This window comes from Stenotrophomonas sp. YJH_SMC_138 (genome assembly GCF_059369855.1).
Genome location: NZ_JCAFTB010000003.1, coordinates 84,807 through 99,393, shown reverse-complemented (window position 1 = coordinate 99,393; position 14,587 = coordinate 84,807). Strand labels below are relative to the sequence as shown.

Below are 14,587 nucleotides of genomic sequence, written 5' to 3'. Positions count from 1 at the left end.
CATGCATCCATCCACGCATGGCATATCGACCAGGGGTAGTGCCGGCCGCTGGCCGGCAACCCATCGATCCTCAGTGCACCGTCACCGCTTCCACACCGGGAACGCCTGCGGCAACTGATGCCACAGCAGCGGGCCCGCACGCAGCTCCTGGTCGTTGAGCAGGCAGGCATCCAGTTCCGCACGTACCGCACGCTCATCCATGTGCACGCCGATCACCACCAGCTCCTGGCGGCGATCCCCCCACAACGGGTGCCACAGGCGTTGCATCGCCGAGTGCGCGGCCGCATCCGGGAAGTCTTCCGGCCCCGGCAACGGTGCGCTCCAGCAATCGGCCTGCTGCCGCGCCCAGCCCAGGTCGCTGTACGGCAGCGGCGTGGGCGGCAGCAACGGCGGCGTGTCCTCCAGCCCGGCACGCACGCGATCGCGAGCGGCGTACCAGAACCCCGCCGCCTGCGTCCGCGTCGCGGCACCTACGGTGTTCAGCTCGCCCACCCAGTCCATGCGGTTGGCCAGCCAGAACCAGCCCTTGCTGCGGATCACGCCCGGCATGCCCGACTGCAACGCGCGGGCGAAACGCGCGGGATGGAACGGTCGCCGCGAGCGGTAGACGAAACTGGCGATGCCGTACTCCTCGGTTTCCGGCGTGTGCTCGCCACGCAGCTCCTTTACCCAGCCCGGCGCACGTTGCGCACGCTCGAAGTCGAAGCGACCGGTGTCCAGCAGCTCGGCCAGCGGCACGTCACCGAAGCTGGACAGCAGCAGTTTCGCGTCGCGGTTCAGGCCACGCAGCACGGCCAGCGTGTCCTGCAGCACTTCGTCATCGGTCTGATCGACCTTGCTGACCACGATCACGTCGGCGAACTCGACCTGTTCGCACAGCAGGTCGACCACGCCGCGATCGTCATCCGGCCCAGCCTGCTGGCCACGCTCGGCCAGGCGCAGCGTCGAGCCGAAGTCGGCGAGGAACGCGCTGCCATCCACCACCGTCACCATCGTGTCCAGGCGCGCGATGTCACTCAGGCTGAAGCCCTGCTCGTCGCGCACCGCGAAGGTGGCCGCCACCGGCATCGGCTCACCGATGCCCGTCGACTCGATCAGCAGATAGTCATAGCGCCCCGCATCGGCCAGGCGCCGCACTTCCTGCAGCAGGTCATCGCGCAGCGTGCAGCAGATGCAGCCATTGCTGAACTCCACCAGCGTCTCTTCGGTGCGGCGCAGTTCGGCGCCGCCCTCGCGTACCAGCTGCGCATCGATGTTGACCTCGCTCATGTCGTTGACGATGACCGCCACACGCAGGCCCTCGCGGTTGCGCAGGATCTGGTTGAGCAGGGTGGTCTTGCCGGCCCCGAGGAAGCCGGACAGCACGGTGACAGGAAGGCGACGGTCGGCGCGGGAAACAGTGTTCATGTCGGAGCGGGTTGGCTGCGGAACGGAAATGTTACTGTATAACAATTGCTACGCAAGGCCCCCCCCCCCCATGAAGTCGCCTTCTGCCGCCCTGCTTGATGCCAGCGCGGTCGCCCTGTCCAGCCTGTGCCTGCTGCACTGCCTGGCGCTGCCCCTGCTTGCCGCCGCGCTGCCGCTGTTCGGCACGTGGGCCGAAGCGGAATGGGTGCATCTGCTGTTCGTGGCCATCGCCTTGCCGCTGACCGGCTACGCGCTGTGGCGGGCAGAACGCCGTCACCCGCTGCCCGTGCTGGCCTGGGCCACCGCCGGCGCCGGGCTCGGCCTGCTGCTGGCCGGCGCGTTGGCGCTGCCCTCGCACGACTGGGAAACACCGATGACGGTCACCGGCAGCCTGCTGCTGGCCGCCACGCATATCTGGAACGCGCGACACCGCCACGGGTAGTGCCGGCCGCTGGCCGGCAACCTCATGAACGGGGAAGACAACCTGCAGTCGCCGGCCAGTGGCCGGCACTACCTGGTCATTTGCCGTAGCGGCGCAGCAGCTCGACCAGCACCTGGGCCTCGGCCGCCCGCTGCTGCGGGTCTTCGGCGCCCACCACGTGTTCCTGCAGGTGCTCGTGCAGCAGCTCCATCAGCAGGCTGTGGGCGGCACCGCGCACGGCGGCAACCTGCACCAGCACGTCCGCACAGTCGCTGGCCTCACCCTCCGGCCTGTCCAGCGCCTGCTCCAACGCCGCCACCTGGCCGCCGATGCGGCGCACCCGGGTCAGCAACTGCTTTCGATGCTTGTGTACATGAGCCATGCCGGGATCATATACCCTATGGGGGTATCCACTCCACCGCTGGCCCCCATGCACCTGGACGCCCTCGCCGCCGCCCGTCGCCACGAACACCGCTTCGACGACGGCAACCCGCTGGCCGAACGCAATACCCGCCGCGCCCTGTGGCTCACCGTCAGCATGATGGTCGTGGAGATCGTCGGCGGCTGGTGGTTCAACTCCATGGCCGTGCTCGCCGACGGCTGGCACATGAGTTCGCATGCGCTGGCGCTCGGGCTCTCGGTGTTTGCGTACCGCTGCGCACGCCGCTACGCGCACGACCCGCGCTTCGCCTTCGGCACCTGGAAGATCGAGATCCTGGCCGGCTATACCAGCGCCATCGCCCTGCTCGGCGTGGCCGCGCTGATGGCCGTGCAGTCGCTGGAGCGGCTGTGGGTACCAGCACCGATCCACTACAACGAAGCCATCGCCATCGCGGCGGTCGGGCTGGGCGTGAACCTGCTGTGTGCCTGGTGGCTGCACGACAGCCCGGGCCACGCGCATCATCACCACGGCCATGACCACGGGCATGGCCACGAACACCACGACCACGGCCATGCGCACGGTCACGACCTCAACCTGCGCTCGGCCTACGTCCACGCGCTGGCCGACGCCGCCACCTCGGTGCTGGCCATCGTCGCCCTGCTCGGCGGCAAGCTGCTTGGCCTCACCTGGCTGGACCCGGTGATGGGCCTGGTCGGCGCCGTACTGGTCACGGTGTGGGCGGTCGGCCTGCTGCGCGACAGCGGCCGCATCCTGCTCGACGCGCAGATGGACGCGCCGGTGGTGGCCGAAGTACGCGAGGTGATCGAACAGGGCCCGTGGCCGGCACGCCTGGCCGACCTGCACGTCTGGCAGGTCGGTCGCGGCAAGTACGCGGTCAGCGCCAGCGTGGTCACCAGTGACGCCACGCTGGATGCCGATACCGTGCGCAACGCCCTGGCGATCCACGAAGAACTGGTGCATGTAACGGTGGAGATCCACCGCAGCTGATTTTGTCCGACTGCCGTCGCACTTGTAGAGCCGAGCCATGCTCGGCTGCCGCAGGCCATCAGCCGAGCATGGCTCGGCTCTACAGTCAGAGCTTCAGCATCATCCGCAGCAGGTACATCAGCAGCGGCAGCGCGCTCAGCACCGCACCGCTGATGCCGATCCATGGCCAGCGCTCGCCACGCACGCGCGCGGCCACTGCCAGGCCGCCGCCCACCAAGGCCGCGCCCAGCACGCCCACGCCCAGCCCAGCGGCCATGCCATTGCCACCGGCAGCGACTGCCGCCTGCGCCGCCACGGTGCCTGCCCCCACCCCACAGCAATCCCCAGCCAACTGGCCACGCCGCACCACGGTGCCTTGCCCTGCGCCATCCGAAAACCCCTGTGTCCTTGCCGAATTTCTGTACGGGCCACGCCCGCGTGCTGCCTACACTAGCCGCACCTGCCCTGTAGGGACATCCCATGCGCACGCTCCGCCTGCTGCTGCCCGGTGCCCTCCTGCTGCTCACTGCCTGCGGCGACGATGCGCGGCTTCCCTTCTCCGCCGACCCATTGCAGGGCTGCTTCGCCACCGGCGCGCGCAAGCCCACCGACTTCCGCATCGACAAGGAAGGCGGCCAGTACTTCGTTTCCTTCAGCCGTGGCGAGCAGTGGCAGCGCGAACCGAACGCCCTGCACAAGGCCACGTCCAGCGAGATCAGCCGCTACTTCCGCGACGACGCCGACCAGATCGACAATGCCCTGATCCGCATGTCCGGCGGCTTCGGCATCTTCCACTTCAACAAGGGCGCGACGCTGAAGGGCAAGGCCAGCGACAGCGACTACATGGCGCTGATGCTGATCGGGGCTGGGCCGGTGTATGCGGTGAAGTGCGATTGAACTGTAGAGCCGAGCCCACGCTCGGCTACGTTTGCAGTAGATCCACGCCATGCGTGGATGCAGGCATGGTGGAGCCTAGGGCGGGCTCGGCTCTACAACAGCTGCGGTACCATGCCCTCCCCCGAACCGCCCCGGTACCCGCCGTGCCCCATTACACCGGCCCCCTGCTGACCCGCGACAGCGCCGATACCCTGCGCCGTGCCCATGAAAAAGGCGCCGCCGACTGGCAGGGCTCGCTCGACCTCGGGCGCAGCCAGGACAGCGTGGTGCTCGATGCGGACGGCTTCCACTTCCGGGGCCAGCCCTATCCCTGGCCGGGCAAGCTGAAGGACCGCACGCTGTACTACTGGGATGGCGAGGACTTCGCGCCGATCTCGCGCTACAGCGGCTCGCTGATCAAGCTGGTGCCGACCGAATGGGGCGCACCGACCTTCGAGATCGACGGCATCAAGATGCTGCCGACCTCGAAGCTGTCGCCGTTCGAGGATGCACGCCGCAAGGTGGAGCTGGTCGCCCCGGCCGGCAAGGTCATCCTCGATACCTGCGGTGGCCTCGGCTACTTCGCCGCCTGTGCGCTGGAAGCCGGTGTCGGCCAGATCCGCTCGTTCGAGAAGAACACCGATGTGATGTGGCTGCGCACGCTCAACCCGTGGTCGCCGGATCCGGACTCGGCTGCCGCCGGTGGCCGCCTGCAGTTCAGCCACGGTGACGTCTCGCAGCAGATCGAACAGGTGGCCAGCACCAGTGTCGACGCGATCCTGCACGACCCGCCGCGCTTCGGCATCGCCGGCGAGCTGTACTCACAGGTGTTCTACGACCACCTCGCCCGCGTGATCCGCAAGGGCGGCCGCCTGTTCCACTACACAGGTGCGCCGAACAAGCTGACCAGCGGCCGCGACGTGCCGCGTGAAGTGGCCAAGCGCCTGGAAAAGGCCGGTTTCAAGGCCGAACTGGCGCTGGACGGCGTGCTGGCCGTCAAGCGCTGAGCCTTACTCCGAATCGACCTTGGCCAGCTTCATCACCCACGCCGGCACCTCGGGCTCGCCGGCGTAGAAGTCCTTCGGCTTGTTCTCCGCCATCGCCCAGCGGTGCAGCCAGCTCGGGCCATAGCGGCCGTTGTAGCCCTCGGCACCCCGCGCATACGCGGGGTCACGCATCGCCTCGTCCAGCGAAATGAAGCGATAGCCGCGTCGCTTTGTGGCCGCCACCAGTTCGGCGAAGGTGGCCGCGTTGAGCTCATTGGCGTGCATCAGCCACACCTGCGGCAGCGCGTACCCCAGCAGCGCCTGCGACTGTTTCTCGTAATAGTCCAGCTTGTTCAGCATGTACGGCACGTAGCCCTTGCGCAGCTGCGCCAGCGTCGCCGCTCGCGCGGGCGAGTCCGCCTGCTCGTTCATCACGTTGGCATAAGCGAACGCCCACACCCACTCACCGTTGTCCACCGTCACCGGTGCCACGCGGTAGCCATGCTGCTTGAAGAACGCATCCATCTGCACGCGCTCATCCGCGGTGCGCCCGGCACGCAGGTAAGGGTGGCGCATCCACTGCGGCACCTGCCCCTTCTCGGCCAGCAGCGGCCGCAGCACCGTCTCGCCGCGCAGGAAGTCCTGCTGGAACGCCGCCAGGCCCTTCGCATTCAGATCCATGTGCGAGTAGGTGTGGTTGCCCAGCACATAGCCCGCATCACGCCAGTCGCGCAGCATCTGCACCCGCGCCGGCTGCACCTGTCCCTCCACCTCAAGCTTGTTCTCGTTGACGAAGCCGACCACCGGCACGCCCGCCTGGTGCAGCTGGGCCATCAACGCCTCATGCCGTTCCTGCAGGTCCGGCGGCACGATCTGGTCAAGCCGTGCCCATGGCAGGTCATCGATGGTCACCGCGATACGGCGGTCCACCTCGGCGGCATGCACCGCCAGCGAACACAGCAACAACGGCAACGCACGCAGCAACAAGCGCATCGGGTCTTCCCTGGAGTGGCGAGGCGTCGACTGTAGCGCGATTGCCGCGCGCCGCCGAGCGTGCTCAGCCCGCCCGGGCCCGCGCGATCGCACGCCACAGGGCAACGCCGCCGGCCATCGCGGCCAACAACAGCACCGTCAACACCAGCGCCAGATCATCCGGATTACGCAGCAGTGGCGCGTTCACCCGCGTCAGGATGTGGAACACCACGCGCTGCGCCTGCTCCAGCGGTACATCGCCCTCCGACACAAGCTCCACCAGGCACGCCGTGGGTGACAGCCGCGCCACATTGCTCCACGCATTCTCGTACAGGTGCAGCACCCATCCGGCCAAAGCCAGTGCGCCACCGTGGAGCACCATAAGCGCCACGTTCGCCGTGCGCAGCCGATCGCGCAGCCACAGCGCACGGCTTGCGCATACCGCCATGGCCCCCAGCAAGGCCAGCACCAGGCCTACCCATGGAATCCAGCCCAGGGGTTGCCAGTCATCCAGTGCGCCCGCACGCGCCATCACCTGTTCGGCAACCTGCAATCGCGCCTGCGCGTCCGGGCCCCCACAGGCCACCGTCACCGGCTCCAGCAACAGCTCCACGCGGTAATGGAAGAAGCCGGCAGCCAGCACCACAGACAGCAGCGCGACCCACTGGAGCATCAACAGGATCGGCCCCTGCCCACAGATGCGGCGGATTCGGGAAGTGGCGGCGCTCATCGGTTCATCCATGACAGCAAAGAGCCATCCTAACCAAGCGCTTCGCACGTGTCGGCTGGCGGATGCGACACGCACCGCGCAGCGCCGTTACGATGACGAGGTTGATTGAATCCGTGTGTGCCAAGCAGGATGTTCCCGATGGTGATGCTGTATCTGGTGGTACGAACGCTGCTGCCACTGCTGGCGTTCGTGCTCGCATGGTGGCTGCTCTCGCGCCTGATCAATGCGCGCGTCGCCCGGATGCCACGCGTCCCGTTGAACCTGCCGGAGCACAGCAGCAGCCCCCGCAGGAAGGATCGACGCATCTACGCGCGCAAGCTGCGGCGCAAGCCGGGCCTGCGCACGGCAACCCGCGCCGCCACCGCACCCCGCAGCTGGCACGTCGCCGCGGCCATCCTCTCGCTGATGGCGCTGATCGCCACCGTGCTGGTCATCCCCGATGGCGCACGCTTCCAGGTGATGGTGGACAATCTCACCGGTTATGCGGGAACAGTCGTCGAGGCGCAGGTTCCCGTGGCCGCACAGCCCGTCGTGCTGCAGGCATGGCAACCCGCGCTCGCACAGCTGGGGCGGCCCACGGCGATGCGCTACCCGATCGGTCGCACCGGCGGTGAGCATGAAGCCCATGCGGTCGTGCCCGTGCAGGTCCGGCAGCAGGGCGACCGCCTGCAGGTGGCCATCGCGCTGCCGTTGGACACCGAAATGCTGCGTGCGGAACTGGCACGGCTGGCCGGGTTGCCAATCGAGGCCATTGACGTACAGCAACGCGAGGTTGCGCCATGGAGGGAGTCGGGCTGGCAGCCACTGCCCGGCCCTTAGCGCCGAGCCCATGCTCCGCTGCCCTTTGCCCCTTCTCCGGCTGGCACGCGCCCCGCGCGCCATCCGAGCATCGGCTCGGCGCTACACCAGGCCCACAGCCAGCCTTTGAATCACGACCCACGCGGCAGCTTCGCCGCCCACATGTTGTCGACCAGGTTGGGATAGCGCCGCCCGTTCTCCTCGGCACGTTGCCGTGCCGCCGCCTTCTGCGCATCCGATAGCGGTTGCGACGTCTGCCCCTTGGGGTTGGGCTTCTTCCATGGGGGGGTTCTGGTCTGGCGCATGGCCGCAGCTTAGCGTTTCAGGAAGTTCAGCAGGGCCAGATTGAAGCGGTCGGCGTGGCTGGTGTTGCAGCCATGTGGCGCGCCTTCCAGGATCACCACTTCGCTGCCTTTGATGGCCTTGTGGGTACGCTGGCCGGAGCCCTCGAACGGCACGATGGCATCGCTGTCGCCATGCAGGATCAGCGTCGGCACCCTGATCTTCTTCAGGTCATCCCGGAAATCGGTCGTGGCGAACGCCTTCATGCAGCCCAGCGCCGCTGCCTGGTCGGATTGATGGCACAGTGCGATCGCCGACTGGCGCGTCTCTTCGGTCACCATCAACTGGCCATTGGCGCTGAAGAAGTCGCGGGTGAAGCCGTCGAAGAACGCCTCGCGATCCTTCTCCAATCCGCTGCGCATTTCATCGGCCTTGGCCTGGGTCAGCGGCCCCTCCGGGTTGTCGTCACTGCGCAGCAGGAACGGCGGCACTGCCGCAGCGAACACCACACTGTGCAGGCGATCCTGGCCGTGGTTGGCCACGTAGCGCGCTACCTCGCCACCGCCCATCGAGAAACCGACCAGGGTGACATCGCGCAGGTCACGTTCCTCGATCACCCCCGCCAGGTCTGCCGCCAGGGTGTCGTAGTCATAGCCGCCGGCCGGCTTGTCAGAGCGGCCAAAGCCGCGCCGGTCGTAGCTGATGACCCGATACTGGGCATCGCGCAGGATCGCCACCTGGGTCTTCCAGGCATCGGCGGACAACGGCCAGCCGTGGATCAGGATCACCGGGCGGCCGTCGCCACCGGTATCTTCAACATGCAGGCGGATGCGGGAAGCAGGCATGGGCGCTCCTGTGGAAGGGGAGGAGTGCAGGCTAGCGGCCGCGTCCTGTGGCAGCCGTGAGGGAATCACGCCCGCCCGTGACATCGCCTGCACATGCCGCAACGCGAAGCCGCACCGGCATTTGCGGCCTTCGCACCCCGCCTTCCCGGTTTCGTCGCAGCGCCGTACCGCCGTGGTCACCGGCATGCCAGCCTGCGCAGACCATCCCCGGGAGTCCTGTCATGTTGCTGCTCACCCTGCCCTTGCTGGCCGCCGGCCTCGCCGCCGCACCGTCGCCCGTCGATGACCTGCGCGAACAGATCCGCCAGGCCGATACCCAGCTGTTCGCCGTCGCCTTCGAGGCCTGCGACGCCGACAAGGCCGCCGCGATGACCACCGAAGATATGGAGTTCTTCCATGACAAGGACGGCAAGTCGGCCAGCAACCGCGAGGATTTCCGCCGCAGCGTGGCCAACCTGTGCGACAACGCGCGCAAGGACGGCTGGCGCCTGCGGCGCGAGCTGGTGGACTCCTCGCTGCAGGTATTCCCGCTGCACGACGAGCGGGCGCTGGAAATCGGCGACCACCGCTTCCACGAGCGCGGCAAGGACGGCGTAGAGCACTGGGTCGGCCAGGCCCGTTTCATCCAGGTCTGGCGCCGCGTGGACGGGCACTGGCTGGCCGAACGGGTGATCAGCTATGACCACCGGCCGGCGGACTGACCTTTCCGGCGCCCTTCACCGGCCGGATCTATACTGGCGGGGTCGACCCCGACCCACCGCTACCGTTCGATCGCCATGGCAGAACTCACCCCCAACCACCCCGACTATGGCCTCCATCAGCAGGTCCGCCAGGGCGTGTCCGCTCTGGATGCCCAGCATGGCCGTGCGTTCGACCAGACCAGCGAACGCCTGACCGCCAGCCTGACCGTGCTCGCCCGCGAGCAGGGCCTGCAGCAGGTCGACCACGTGCTGGTCAGCAACGCCACGGCCCAGCACCCGGCCGGGCACAACGTCTTCGTGGTGCAGGGCGACCCGGCCAATCCGGCGCACCTGCGCGCGATGATGCCGACGGCCGTGGCGGTACAGACGCCGGTGGAGCAGTCGATGCAGAAGTTGGGGTTGGCCCCGCAGCAGCCGGCCGTGGGGTTAGTGCCCGAACAGCAGGCCCGTGAGCAGGAGCAGCAGCAGAACCCGGCACACCGTCTGGGCTGAGCCGCCTCCAGCGTTGTTGGCGGAGCGGCGCAAGTCTCTGATCATTTTCCCGACAGAGGGTCCGCGTGGACCCGCAGCTGTGCCGGGTAATGCTGGAGCAAGAGGGTGGGCTGCACCGTGCGCACATCGAGGCGGTAGCGGGCATCGGTTTCCATCGGCAGGGTGACGATGCTCAACCTGTATCGGCTGGCGTCCATCGATACCTGATGCGCGTAGCGCCAGTCTGCCGATGCATGCCATTCGGGGAGCGGCTGACCCAGATTGCGCGCCCTTGCCTGATAGACATCAGACGTTGCAACGTCCTGCCAGGCACCTGCGACCCAGCGCTGCAGGGACAGCTGGAAGGGGACATGAACAGTGTCCATGTCAGGCCCACTGTCAGGCCCGGGAGCATGTCGCTGCACCTCAAGATCCAGCACGTAGGGTCGACCCGGATAGAAATTGTGGGCATCCGTCTCGAACTCGAACCGCACCGCTTGGCCAGACCGGGTCACGTTGATCGGCTTGACCAGATCCAGCGGCTCCGGCGCATCCGGTACGCGGCTGCTGCAGGCGCCGAGTGCACCCACCAGCGTGAAGACCAGGCCGACGCGCAGCCAGCGGCGGATACCCAGCATGATTCAGATCCTTTGGCTCCCTGCCATGGGCTTCAACCCTAGCGGGCAGCCTCTTGCACTGCAACCGGGCAAAGAAAAAGGCAGAGCCTGCGCCCTGCCTTCCTCATGCGACGCGCGACGGCGCGGGGCCTTGCGTCAGCGCCTTACAGTTGAATCCGCGCCACGCTCTCGTCAGCGCCCTTGTCATCCTTCTCGCCGTTCTTGATGCTCACGAACAGCACGTTGTTCTTCGCATCCAGCGCCAGGCTGTTCGGGTGGGTCGGTACCTTGTAGGTGCCCACCTTCTGGTAACTGTCGCTGTTGTATGCGGTCACCGTACCGGCTTCGCGGTTGGTCACGTACAGGCGCTTGCGCGGTGCATCCAGCAGGATGCCCAGCGGACCGGCGTCGGTCGGGATGCTGGCCAGTTCCCTGCCGGTGCTGCGGTCCAGCACCAGCACGCGCTGGCCCGGATGCTTGCTGACCAGGCCGCTGCTCTTGGCCTGGTAGCCACGCAGGAATTCCGAGCCCTGGTCGGTCACGAACAGGCGCTTGCCGGCGGGGTCCAGCGCGATGTTCATCGGCTGCTCGGCAGCGATCCTGTGCTGCGCCACCACCTTGTTCGAGTCGGTGCCCACCACCACCAGGTCGGCCAGCAGGTTGCTGGTGTAGACGCGCTTGTTGGCCGCATCCAGCGCCAGGCCCGGTGCCTTGGCATTGCCCAAGCCATCGATGGTGTTGATCACCTTCAGCGTGTTCGTATCGATCACGAACAGCACGCTGCTCACGTCCGGCTGGCTGCTGTGGCCGGTCACGTACAGGCGGTTGGCCGCGCTGTCGACCACCAGCTCGCGCAGGTCATGGGTGTAAGCAGCCTTGCCGTCCTTGCCGGTCTTCTTCTCCATCAGCTGGATGGTGCCGACGGCCTTGTTCTGCGCGGTGTCGACCACGGTCACCGACAGGTCCACGGTGTTGCCCACGTACAGGCGGTTGTGGGCGTCATCCAGCACCACGCCGAAGGCTTTGCGCTCCAGCGGGATGCGGGTTTCCACGGCCAGCGTGGCCGGATTCAGGCGCAGCACCTGGGCCGGGCAGGCGTCATCGCCGAAACCGCCAGAGGAGGCCACGAACACGGCGTTCTGCTTTGGGCTGTAGGCCAGCTCGTACAGGCCCTTGGCCACGGCCTGGCGCTGCACAGCGGCGGTGACACTGGCGGCAGGTGCGTTGTCGGCGAATGCAAAAGGCGCGCCGAGGCTGAGCGACACAGCAAGAGCCAGGGCGGCCGAACGGAAGAGAGGAGTACGGAACATGCGAGCGTCCTTGAATGGGCACGGGAAGGTGTCCTGGCTCGCTGGGCCGTACTGCGACGGCCCGACCTGCATCTGTCTGCGCGGGTGGGCTGGCTGGGGTTGCGGGGGAATGGTAGCAGGTGGGGGGCGTGGCGTGCGCCGGCGCGGGCATGGCAGACGTTCGACCTTGGCGCTACCCGCCGGCTATGCCATCCGTGGGCCGTGGCTCTGTTGCAGTTGCTGCTCTTCCTGCAGGTGCTGCACATCGCGCTGCGGCGGGTTCTGCTGCAACTGCGCCACCCGTACGAACGAGGCCTCTACCGGTGCCTGCGCTGCCAGCTCCGCTGGCATGCTGGCGCGCTGGTGTGCCGGGTCACTGCGGTCCCCCTGCACGATGAACAGCTTCGGCGCGGTATCACCGCGGGGCTCGCCCAGCACCACCTCATCCACGCGCGAAAACTGCTGCTCCTTCGACAGCGCGAGCAGGCTGGCACTGACATTGCCGTTGCGTGCACCGAAAGCGCCGAGGTCGGCCACCTGCTGGTGAATCTGGTTGAGGCGGGCATGATCGTCGTGCGCCGGGTCTGCGGGCGTGCCGCTTGCCGCGAGGGTGCTGTTGCCGCGCCACTGCTCGCCGTTCTCGGTGAACATCCACTCGCGGAAGGTCTGCTCCGGCATCGGGTTCCACTGCCCCCCGTCCAGCTCGCTGCCCTTCACCTGCTGCGGAATGGCGTTGACGGCGCGGATGTTGTCCAGGACCTTGGTGGCGCCCTCGTAATTGGTGATCTCCCCGGCCAGCCCAACCGGACGCAGGCCAGCGTGGTTCAGGGCACCCCAAGCAAAATCGGTGCAGGCGTTGGAGAAGAAGTCGTAGTTCATGTCGAAGCCGTGCTTCTTCGGGTCTGCCGAGAACTCGAGGATGCGGTCGTACTGCTCCTTGCTGATCTCGATCGTGCGCTCGAAGCGGGGTTTGTCGTAGACCCGCAGATCCGTGTCATCGACTTTGCCCAGCGAAGGATTCGCACGGTCGTTCCCCATCGTGAATCCCCTGCTCACGGGTGCCGGGTCATTTGATCGTGTCAGCGAAAGGAACATGTGCCCAGCAAATGACGGATCCAACAATCTCTTCTGGCCCGCGTTGCCCACATCGACTCTCGGCGTGCCGGGTGCGGCGAGATGAATCGTGACCGTATAGCGCTCTGCTTCCTTGCTCATGTCCTACTTCCCTAGCGATTGATATCCAACAATAAGTTCGGCTTGGAGCCCTTCCAGCTGCGGACGGTCCTCCATCAGGTCGACTGTCAACCGATACCGGCCCGGCTCCAGCCAACCGACATCCGCGACCTGAAGTACCTGATACAGCATCTCACGCGAGTGCAGACCGGCTTGGATCAGTGCGCCCTCATCCAAGCTTGTATCAGACAGATATCGCACAACCTCATCTTCTGGAATTCTCTGTGAGTCGCGCCCGTCAGGAGTGCTCTGCCATAGCTGTACAGGACCAAGTGCGCCACCATCAATCCGCTCCAGGCGCAATCGCGTGGGTGGCTTTCCCAGCCTGATCTTCTCCCACGCGTCCAGCAACGAGCGCCCATCGGTATCCTGCAGCCGCAACCCGATGTTCAGGATCGGAATGGCCGGCTTCTGGGGCGCCGGCAAATCAAACGTGACCTCGGCAATCCGACCGGCCTTCTGCAACTGCACGGCCCGCGTGAACGGCACAACCGTGCGGGCCTCGGCCTGTGCGCGCGTCAGCAGGGGCGGCGCAACCTCAGGCGCTGGTGGCGCACGGCATGCCACCAGCGCGCCCAGCACCGCCAGTACCACCAGCCCCCGCCGCAGTGGCCGTGTCATTGCTCCTTCAACCGCAGCGAATCGGCCACATCGGTCTTGGCCGCCACCTCGGTGGCGATGCTGGCGCGGCGGTGCCCTGGGTCGTTGCGGTCGCCCTGCACGATGAAGATGCTTTCGGCGGCATGGCTGTTCTGGGTCGGTTGGCTGAGCAGCACGTGGTCCACGCGCGAGAGATTGTTCTGCTTGGCCAGCACCAGCAGGCTGGCGCTGATGCGCTGGCTGGCTGCATCGAACGGGCGGCCGTGCGCGGCGTCCAGCTCCGCTACCTTCTGGATCAGCTGCGAGAACAGGCGGTGGTCCGGATGCGAAGGGTCCAGCAGCGTGCCGGCCACTTCGATCGGCGTTGGCGGCGGCTCATCGCTGGCGCGGTCGCCCTGGCGATGATGCTCGGCCTCGCGCTCGGGCATCGCATGATGGGTCTCGGCATTCAGATCGCTGCGCGGAAACGGCGCGGCAATGCACTGGATCTCCGGCAGATTGAACAGCACCGCGAACTCGCCCAGGTTGCTGCCGCCATCCAGCGGGGCCGGCAGCGGATGCAGGCCGGCGTAGTGCAGCGCCGCCCAGACGAAATCGCTGCAGCGATTGATGGTAGCCGGGCGATCCACATCGAACTCGAACTCGGCCGGTTCCTCGGCGAAATCACGCAGGCAGCCGTAGTGCTCCTCGGTGATTTCCAGGGTGCGGCTGTAGTACGGGTCCAGATGCTCGTCCGCATCATCGTGGCGCACCTGCGCGTACTGCACGCCGGTGGGGGCTTCGCCCGGTGCCTGGCGCGGTGGTGCGAAGCCGTAGCTGTGGACCTCGTCGCCCGCAGCGACCTGCAGGTACATGTGGCCGCGCGGCGAGACGCCTCCACTTTTCAGCGGGGTGCCGGGCGCGGCCAGATAAAGGGTTACGGTGTAGCGAGTTGCCTGCTCCATGCCTGCTCAGCCTTGTTGGGTACTGCGGTCCTGGGCGGATGATGGC

At 67.0% G+C, this 14,587-nt stretch carries 19 protein-coding genes; 7 read left to right on the top strand and 12 right to left on the bottom strand.

Features of this window, described 5'->3' with window-relative positions; all coding sequences use genetic code 11:
• Positions 1-81 precede the first annotated feature (81 nt).
• Positions 82-1,407 carry a GTP-binding protein gene (locus AC5P7I_RS08630; RefSeq protein ID WP_014645761.1) on the bottom strand — a complete coding sequence of 442 codons (1,326 nt, stop codon included), beginning with the start codon at positions 1,405-1,407 and terminating at the stop codon, positions 82-84.
• A 70-nt stretch (positions 1,408-1,477) separates the two neighbouring features.
• Between AC5P7I_RS08630 and AC5P7I_RS08625 the strand changes: the two genes are divergently transcribed.
• A complete protein-coding gene (locus tag AC5P7I_RS08625; protein ID WP_046428559.1) occupies positions 1,478-1,849 on the top strand; it encodes a MerC domain-containing protein in 372 nt (123 codons plus the stop codon).
• A 76-nt stretch (positions 1,850-1,925) separates the two neighbouring features.
• On the opposite strand, the gene AC5P7I_RS08620 is transcribed toward AC5P7I_RS08625, so the two are convergent.
• Positions 1,926-2,210 (bottom strand): metal-sensing transcriptional repressor, encoded by a 285-nt coding sequence (locus AC5P7I_RS08620; RefSeq protein WP_197621779.1) that lies wholly within the window; start codon positions 2,208-2,210, stop codon positions 1,926-1,928.
• 48 nt (positions 2,211-2,258) lie between these two features.
• Between AC5P7I_RS08620 and dmeF the strand changes: the two genes are divergently transcribed.
• The gene (dmeF, locus tag AC5P7I_RS08615) at positions 2,259-3,218 is read left to right on the top strand and encodes a CDF family Co(II)/Ni(II) efflux transporter DmeF (RefSeq protein ID WP_262088278.1); all 960 of its coding nucleotides are present in this window, start codon (positions 2,259-2,261) and stop codon (positions 3,216-3,218) included.
• A gap of 85 nt (positions 3,219-3,303) precedes the next feature.
• Here dmeF and AC5P7I_RS08610 read toward each other — a convergent pair whose 3' ends face one another.
• The gene (locus AC5P7I_RS08610; RefSeq protein ID WP_262088279.1) at positions 3,304-3,528 is read right to left on the bottom strand and encodes a hypothetical protein; all 225 of its coding nucleotides are present in this window, start codon (positions 3,526-3,528) and stop codon (positions 3,304-3,306) included.
• A gap of 149 nt (positions 3,529-3,677) precedes the next feature.
• Between AC5P7I_RS08610 and AC5P7I_RS08605 the strand changes: the two genes are divergently transcribed.
• Together AC5P7I_RS08605 and AC5P7I_RS08600 are read left to right on the top strand one after the other, a co-directional pair.
• Positions 3,678-4,094, top strand: coding sequence for a hypothetical protein (locus AC5P7I_RS08605; protein WP_262088280.1), 417 nt, complete (start codon positions 3,678-3,680; stop codon positions 4,092-4,094).
• A 65-nt stretch (positions 4,095-4,159) separates the two neighbouring features.
• Positions 4,160-5,080: a class I SAM-dependent methyltransferase gene (locus AC5P7I_RS08600; protein ID WP_425604953.1), complete on the top strand. Its 921-nt coding sequence runs from the start codon at positions 4,160-4,162 to the stop codon at positions 5,078-5,080.
• Between the two features lie 3 nt (positions 5,081-5,083).
• On the opposite strand, the gene AC5P7I_RS08595 is transcribed toward AC5P7I_RS08600, so the two are convergent.
• On the bottom strand, positions 5,084-6,052 hold the full coding sequence (locus tag AC5P7I_RS08595) for a polysaccharide deacetylase family protein (protein WP_197621255.1): 969 nt from the start codon (positions 6,050-6,052) through the stop codon (positions 5,084-5,086).
• Positions 6,053-6,116: 64 nt separating this feature from the next.
• Positions 6,117-6,761, bottom strand: a complete 645-nt coding sequence (locus tag AC5P7I_RS08590) for a hypothetical protein (RefSeq protein ID WP_100449296.1) — start codon at positions 6,759-6,761, stop codon at positions 6,117-6,119.
• Positions 6,762-6,899: 138 nt separating this feature from the next.
• Between AC5P7I_RS08590 and AC5P7I_RS08585 the strand changes: the two genes are divergently transcribed.
• Positions 6,900-7,580, top strand: a complete 681-nt coding sequence (locus tag AC5P7I_RS08585; RefSeq protein ID WP_069118052.1) for a hypothetical protein — start codon at positions 6,900-6,902, stop codon at positions 7,578-7,580.
• A 110-nt stretch (positions 7,581-7,690) separates the two neighbouring features.
• On the opposite strand, the gene AC5P7I_RS08580 is transcribed toward AC5P7I_RS08585, so the two are convergent.
• Together AC5P7I_RS08580 and AC5P7I_RS08575 are read right to left on the bottom strand one after the other, a co-directional pair.
• Positions 7,691-7,864, bottom strand: coding sequence for a hypothetical protein (locus AC5P7I_RS08580; protein ID WP_005415066.1), 174 nt, complete (start codon positions 7,862-7,864; stop codon positions 7,691-7,693).
• 9 nt (positions 7,865-7,873) lie between these two features.
• On the bottom strand, positions 7,874-8,686 hold the full coding sequence (locus tag AC5P7I_RS08575) for an alpha/beta fold hydrolase (RefSeq protein ID WP_075076837.1): 813 nt from the start codon (positions 8,684-8,686) through the stop codon (positions 7,874-7,876).
• Between the two features lie 221 nt (positions 8,687-8,907).
• On the opposite strand from AC5P7I_RS08575, the gene AC5P7I_RS08570 reads away from it, so the two are divergent.
• Together AC5P7I_RS08570 and AC5P7I_RS08565 are read left to right on the top strand one after the other, a co-directional pair.
• On the top strand, positions 8,908-9,387 hold the full coding sequence (locus tag AC5P7I_RS08570; protein WP_075076838.1) for a nuclear transport factor 2 family protein: 480 nt from the start codon (positions 8,908-8,910) through the stop codon (positions 9,385-9,387).
• Positions 9,388-9,462: 75 nt separating this feature from the next.
• Positions 9,463-9,879 carry an XVIPCD domain-containing protein gene (locus AC5P7I_RS08565; RefSeq protein ID WP_126411663.1) on the top strand — a complete coding sequence of 139 codons (417 nt, stop codon included), beginning with the start codon at positions 9,463-9,465 and terminating at the stop codon, positions 9,877-9,879.
• Between the two features lie 41 nt (positions 9,880-9,920).
• Here the strand turns inward: AC5P7I_RS08565 and AC5P7I_RS08560 are convergent, their stop codons facing one another.
• From AC5P7I_RS08560 to AC5P7I_RS08540, 5 genes are all read right to left on the bottom strand, one after another.
• Entirely contained in the window at positions 9,921-10,496 is a 576-nt protein-coding gene (locus tag AC5P7I_RS08560; RefSeq protein ID WP_262088282.1) for a hypothetical protein, read from the bottom strand.
• A 143-nt stretch (positions 10,497-10,639) separates the two neighbouring features.
• Entirely contained in the window at positions 10,640-11,785 is a 1,146-nt protein-coding gene (locus AC5P7I_RS08555) for a YncE family protein (protein ID WP_262088283.1), read from the bottom strand.
• Positions 11,786-11,968: 183 nt separating this feature from the next.
• Positions 11,969-12,979 (bottom strand): XVIPCD domain-containing protein, encoded by a 1,011-nt coding sequence (locus AC5P7I_RS08550; RefSeq protein ID WP_262088284.1) that lies wholly within the window; start codon positions 12,977-12,979, stop codon positions 11,969-11,971.
• Between the two features lie 3 nt (positions 12,980-12,982).
• The gene (locus AC5P7I_RS08545) at positions 12,983-13,618 is read right to left on the bottom strand and encodes a hypothetical protein (RefSeq protein ID WP_262088285.1); all 636 of its coding nucleotides are present in this window, start codon (positions 13,616-13,618) and stop codon (positions 12,983-12,985) included.
• Positions 13,615-14,541, bottom strand: coding sequence for an XVIPCD domain-containing protein (locus AC5P7I_RS08540; RefSeq protein ID WP_262088286.1), 927 nt, complete (start codon positions 14,539-14,541; stop codon positions 13,615-13,617). The genes AC5P7I_RS08545 and AC5P7I_RS08540 overlap by 4 nt, the downstream gene beginning before the upstream one ends.
• Positions 14,542-14,587: the final 46 nt, after the last annotated feature.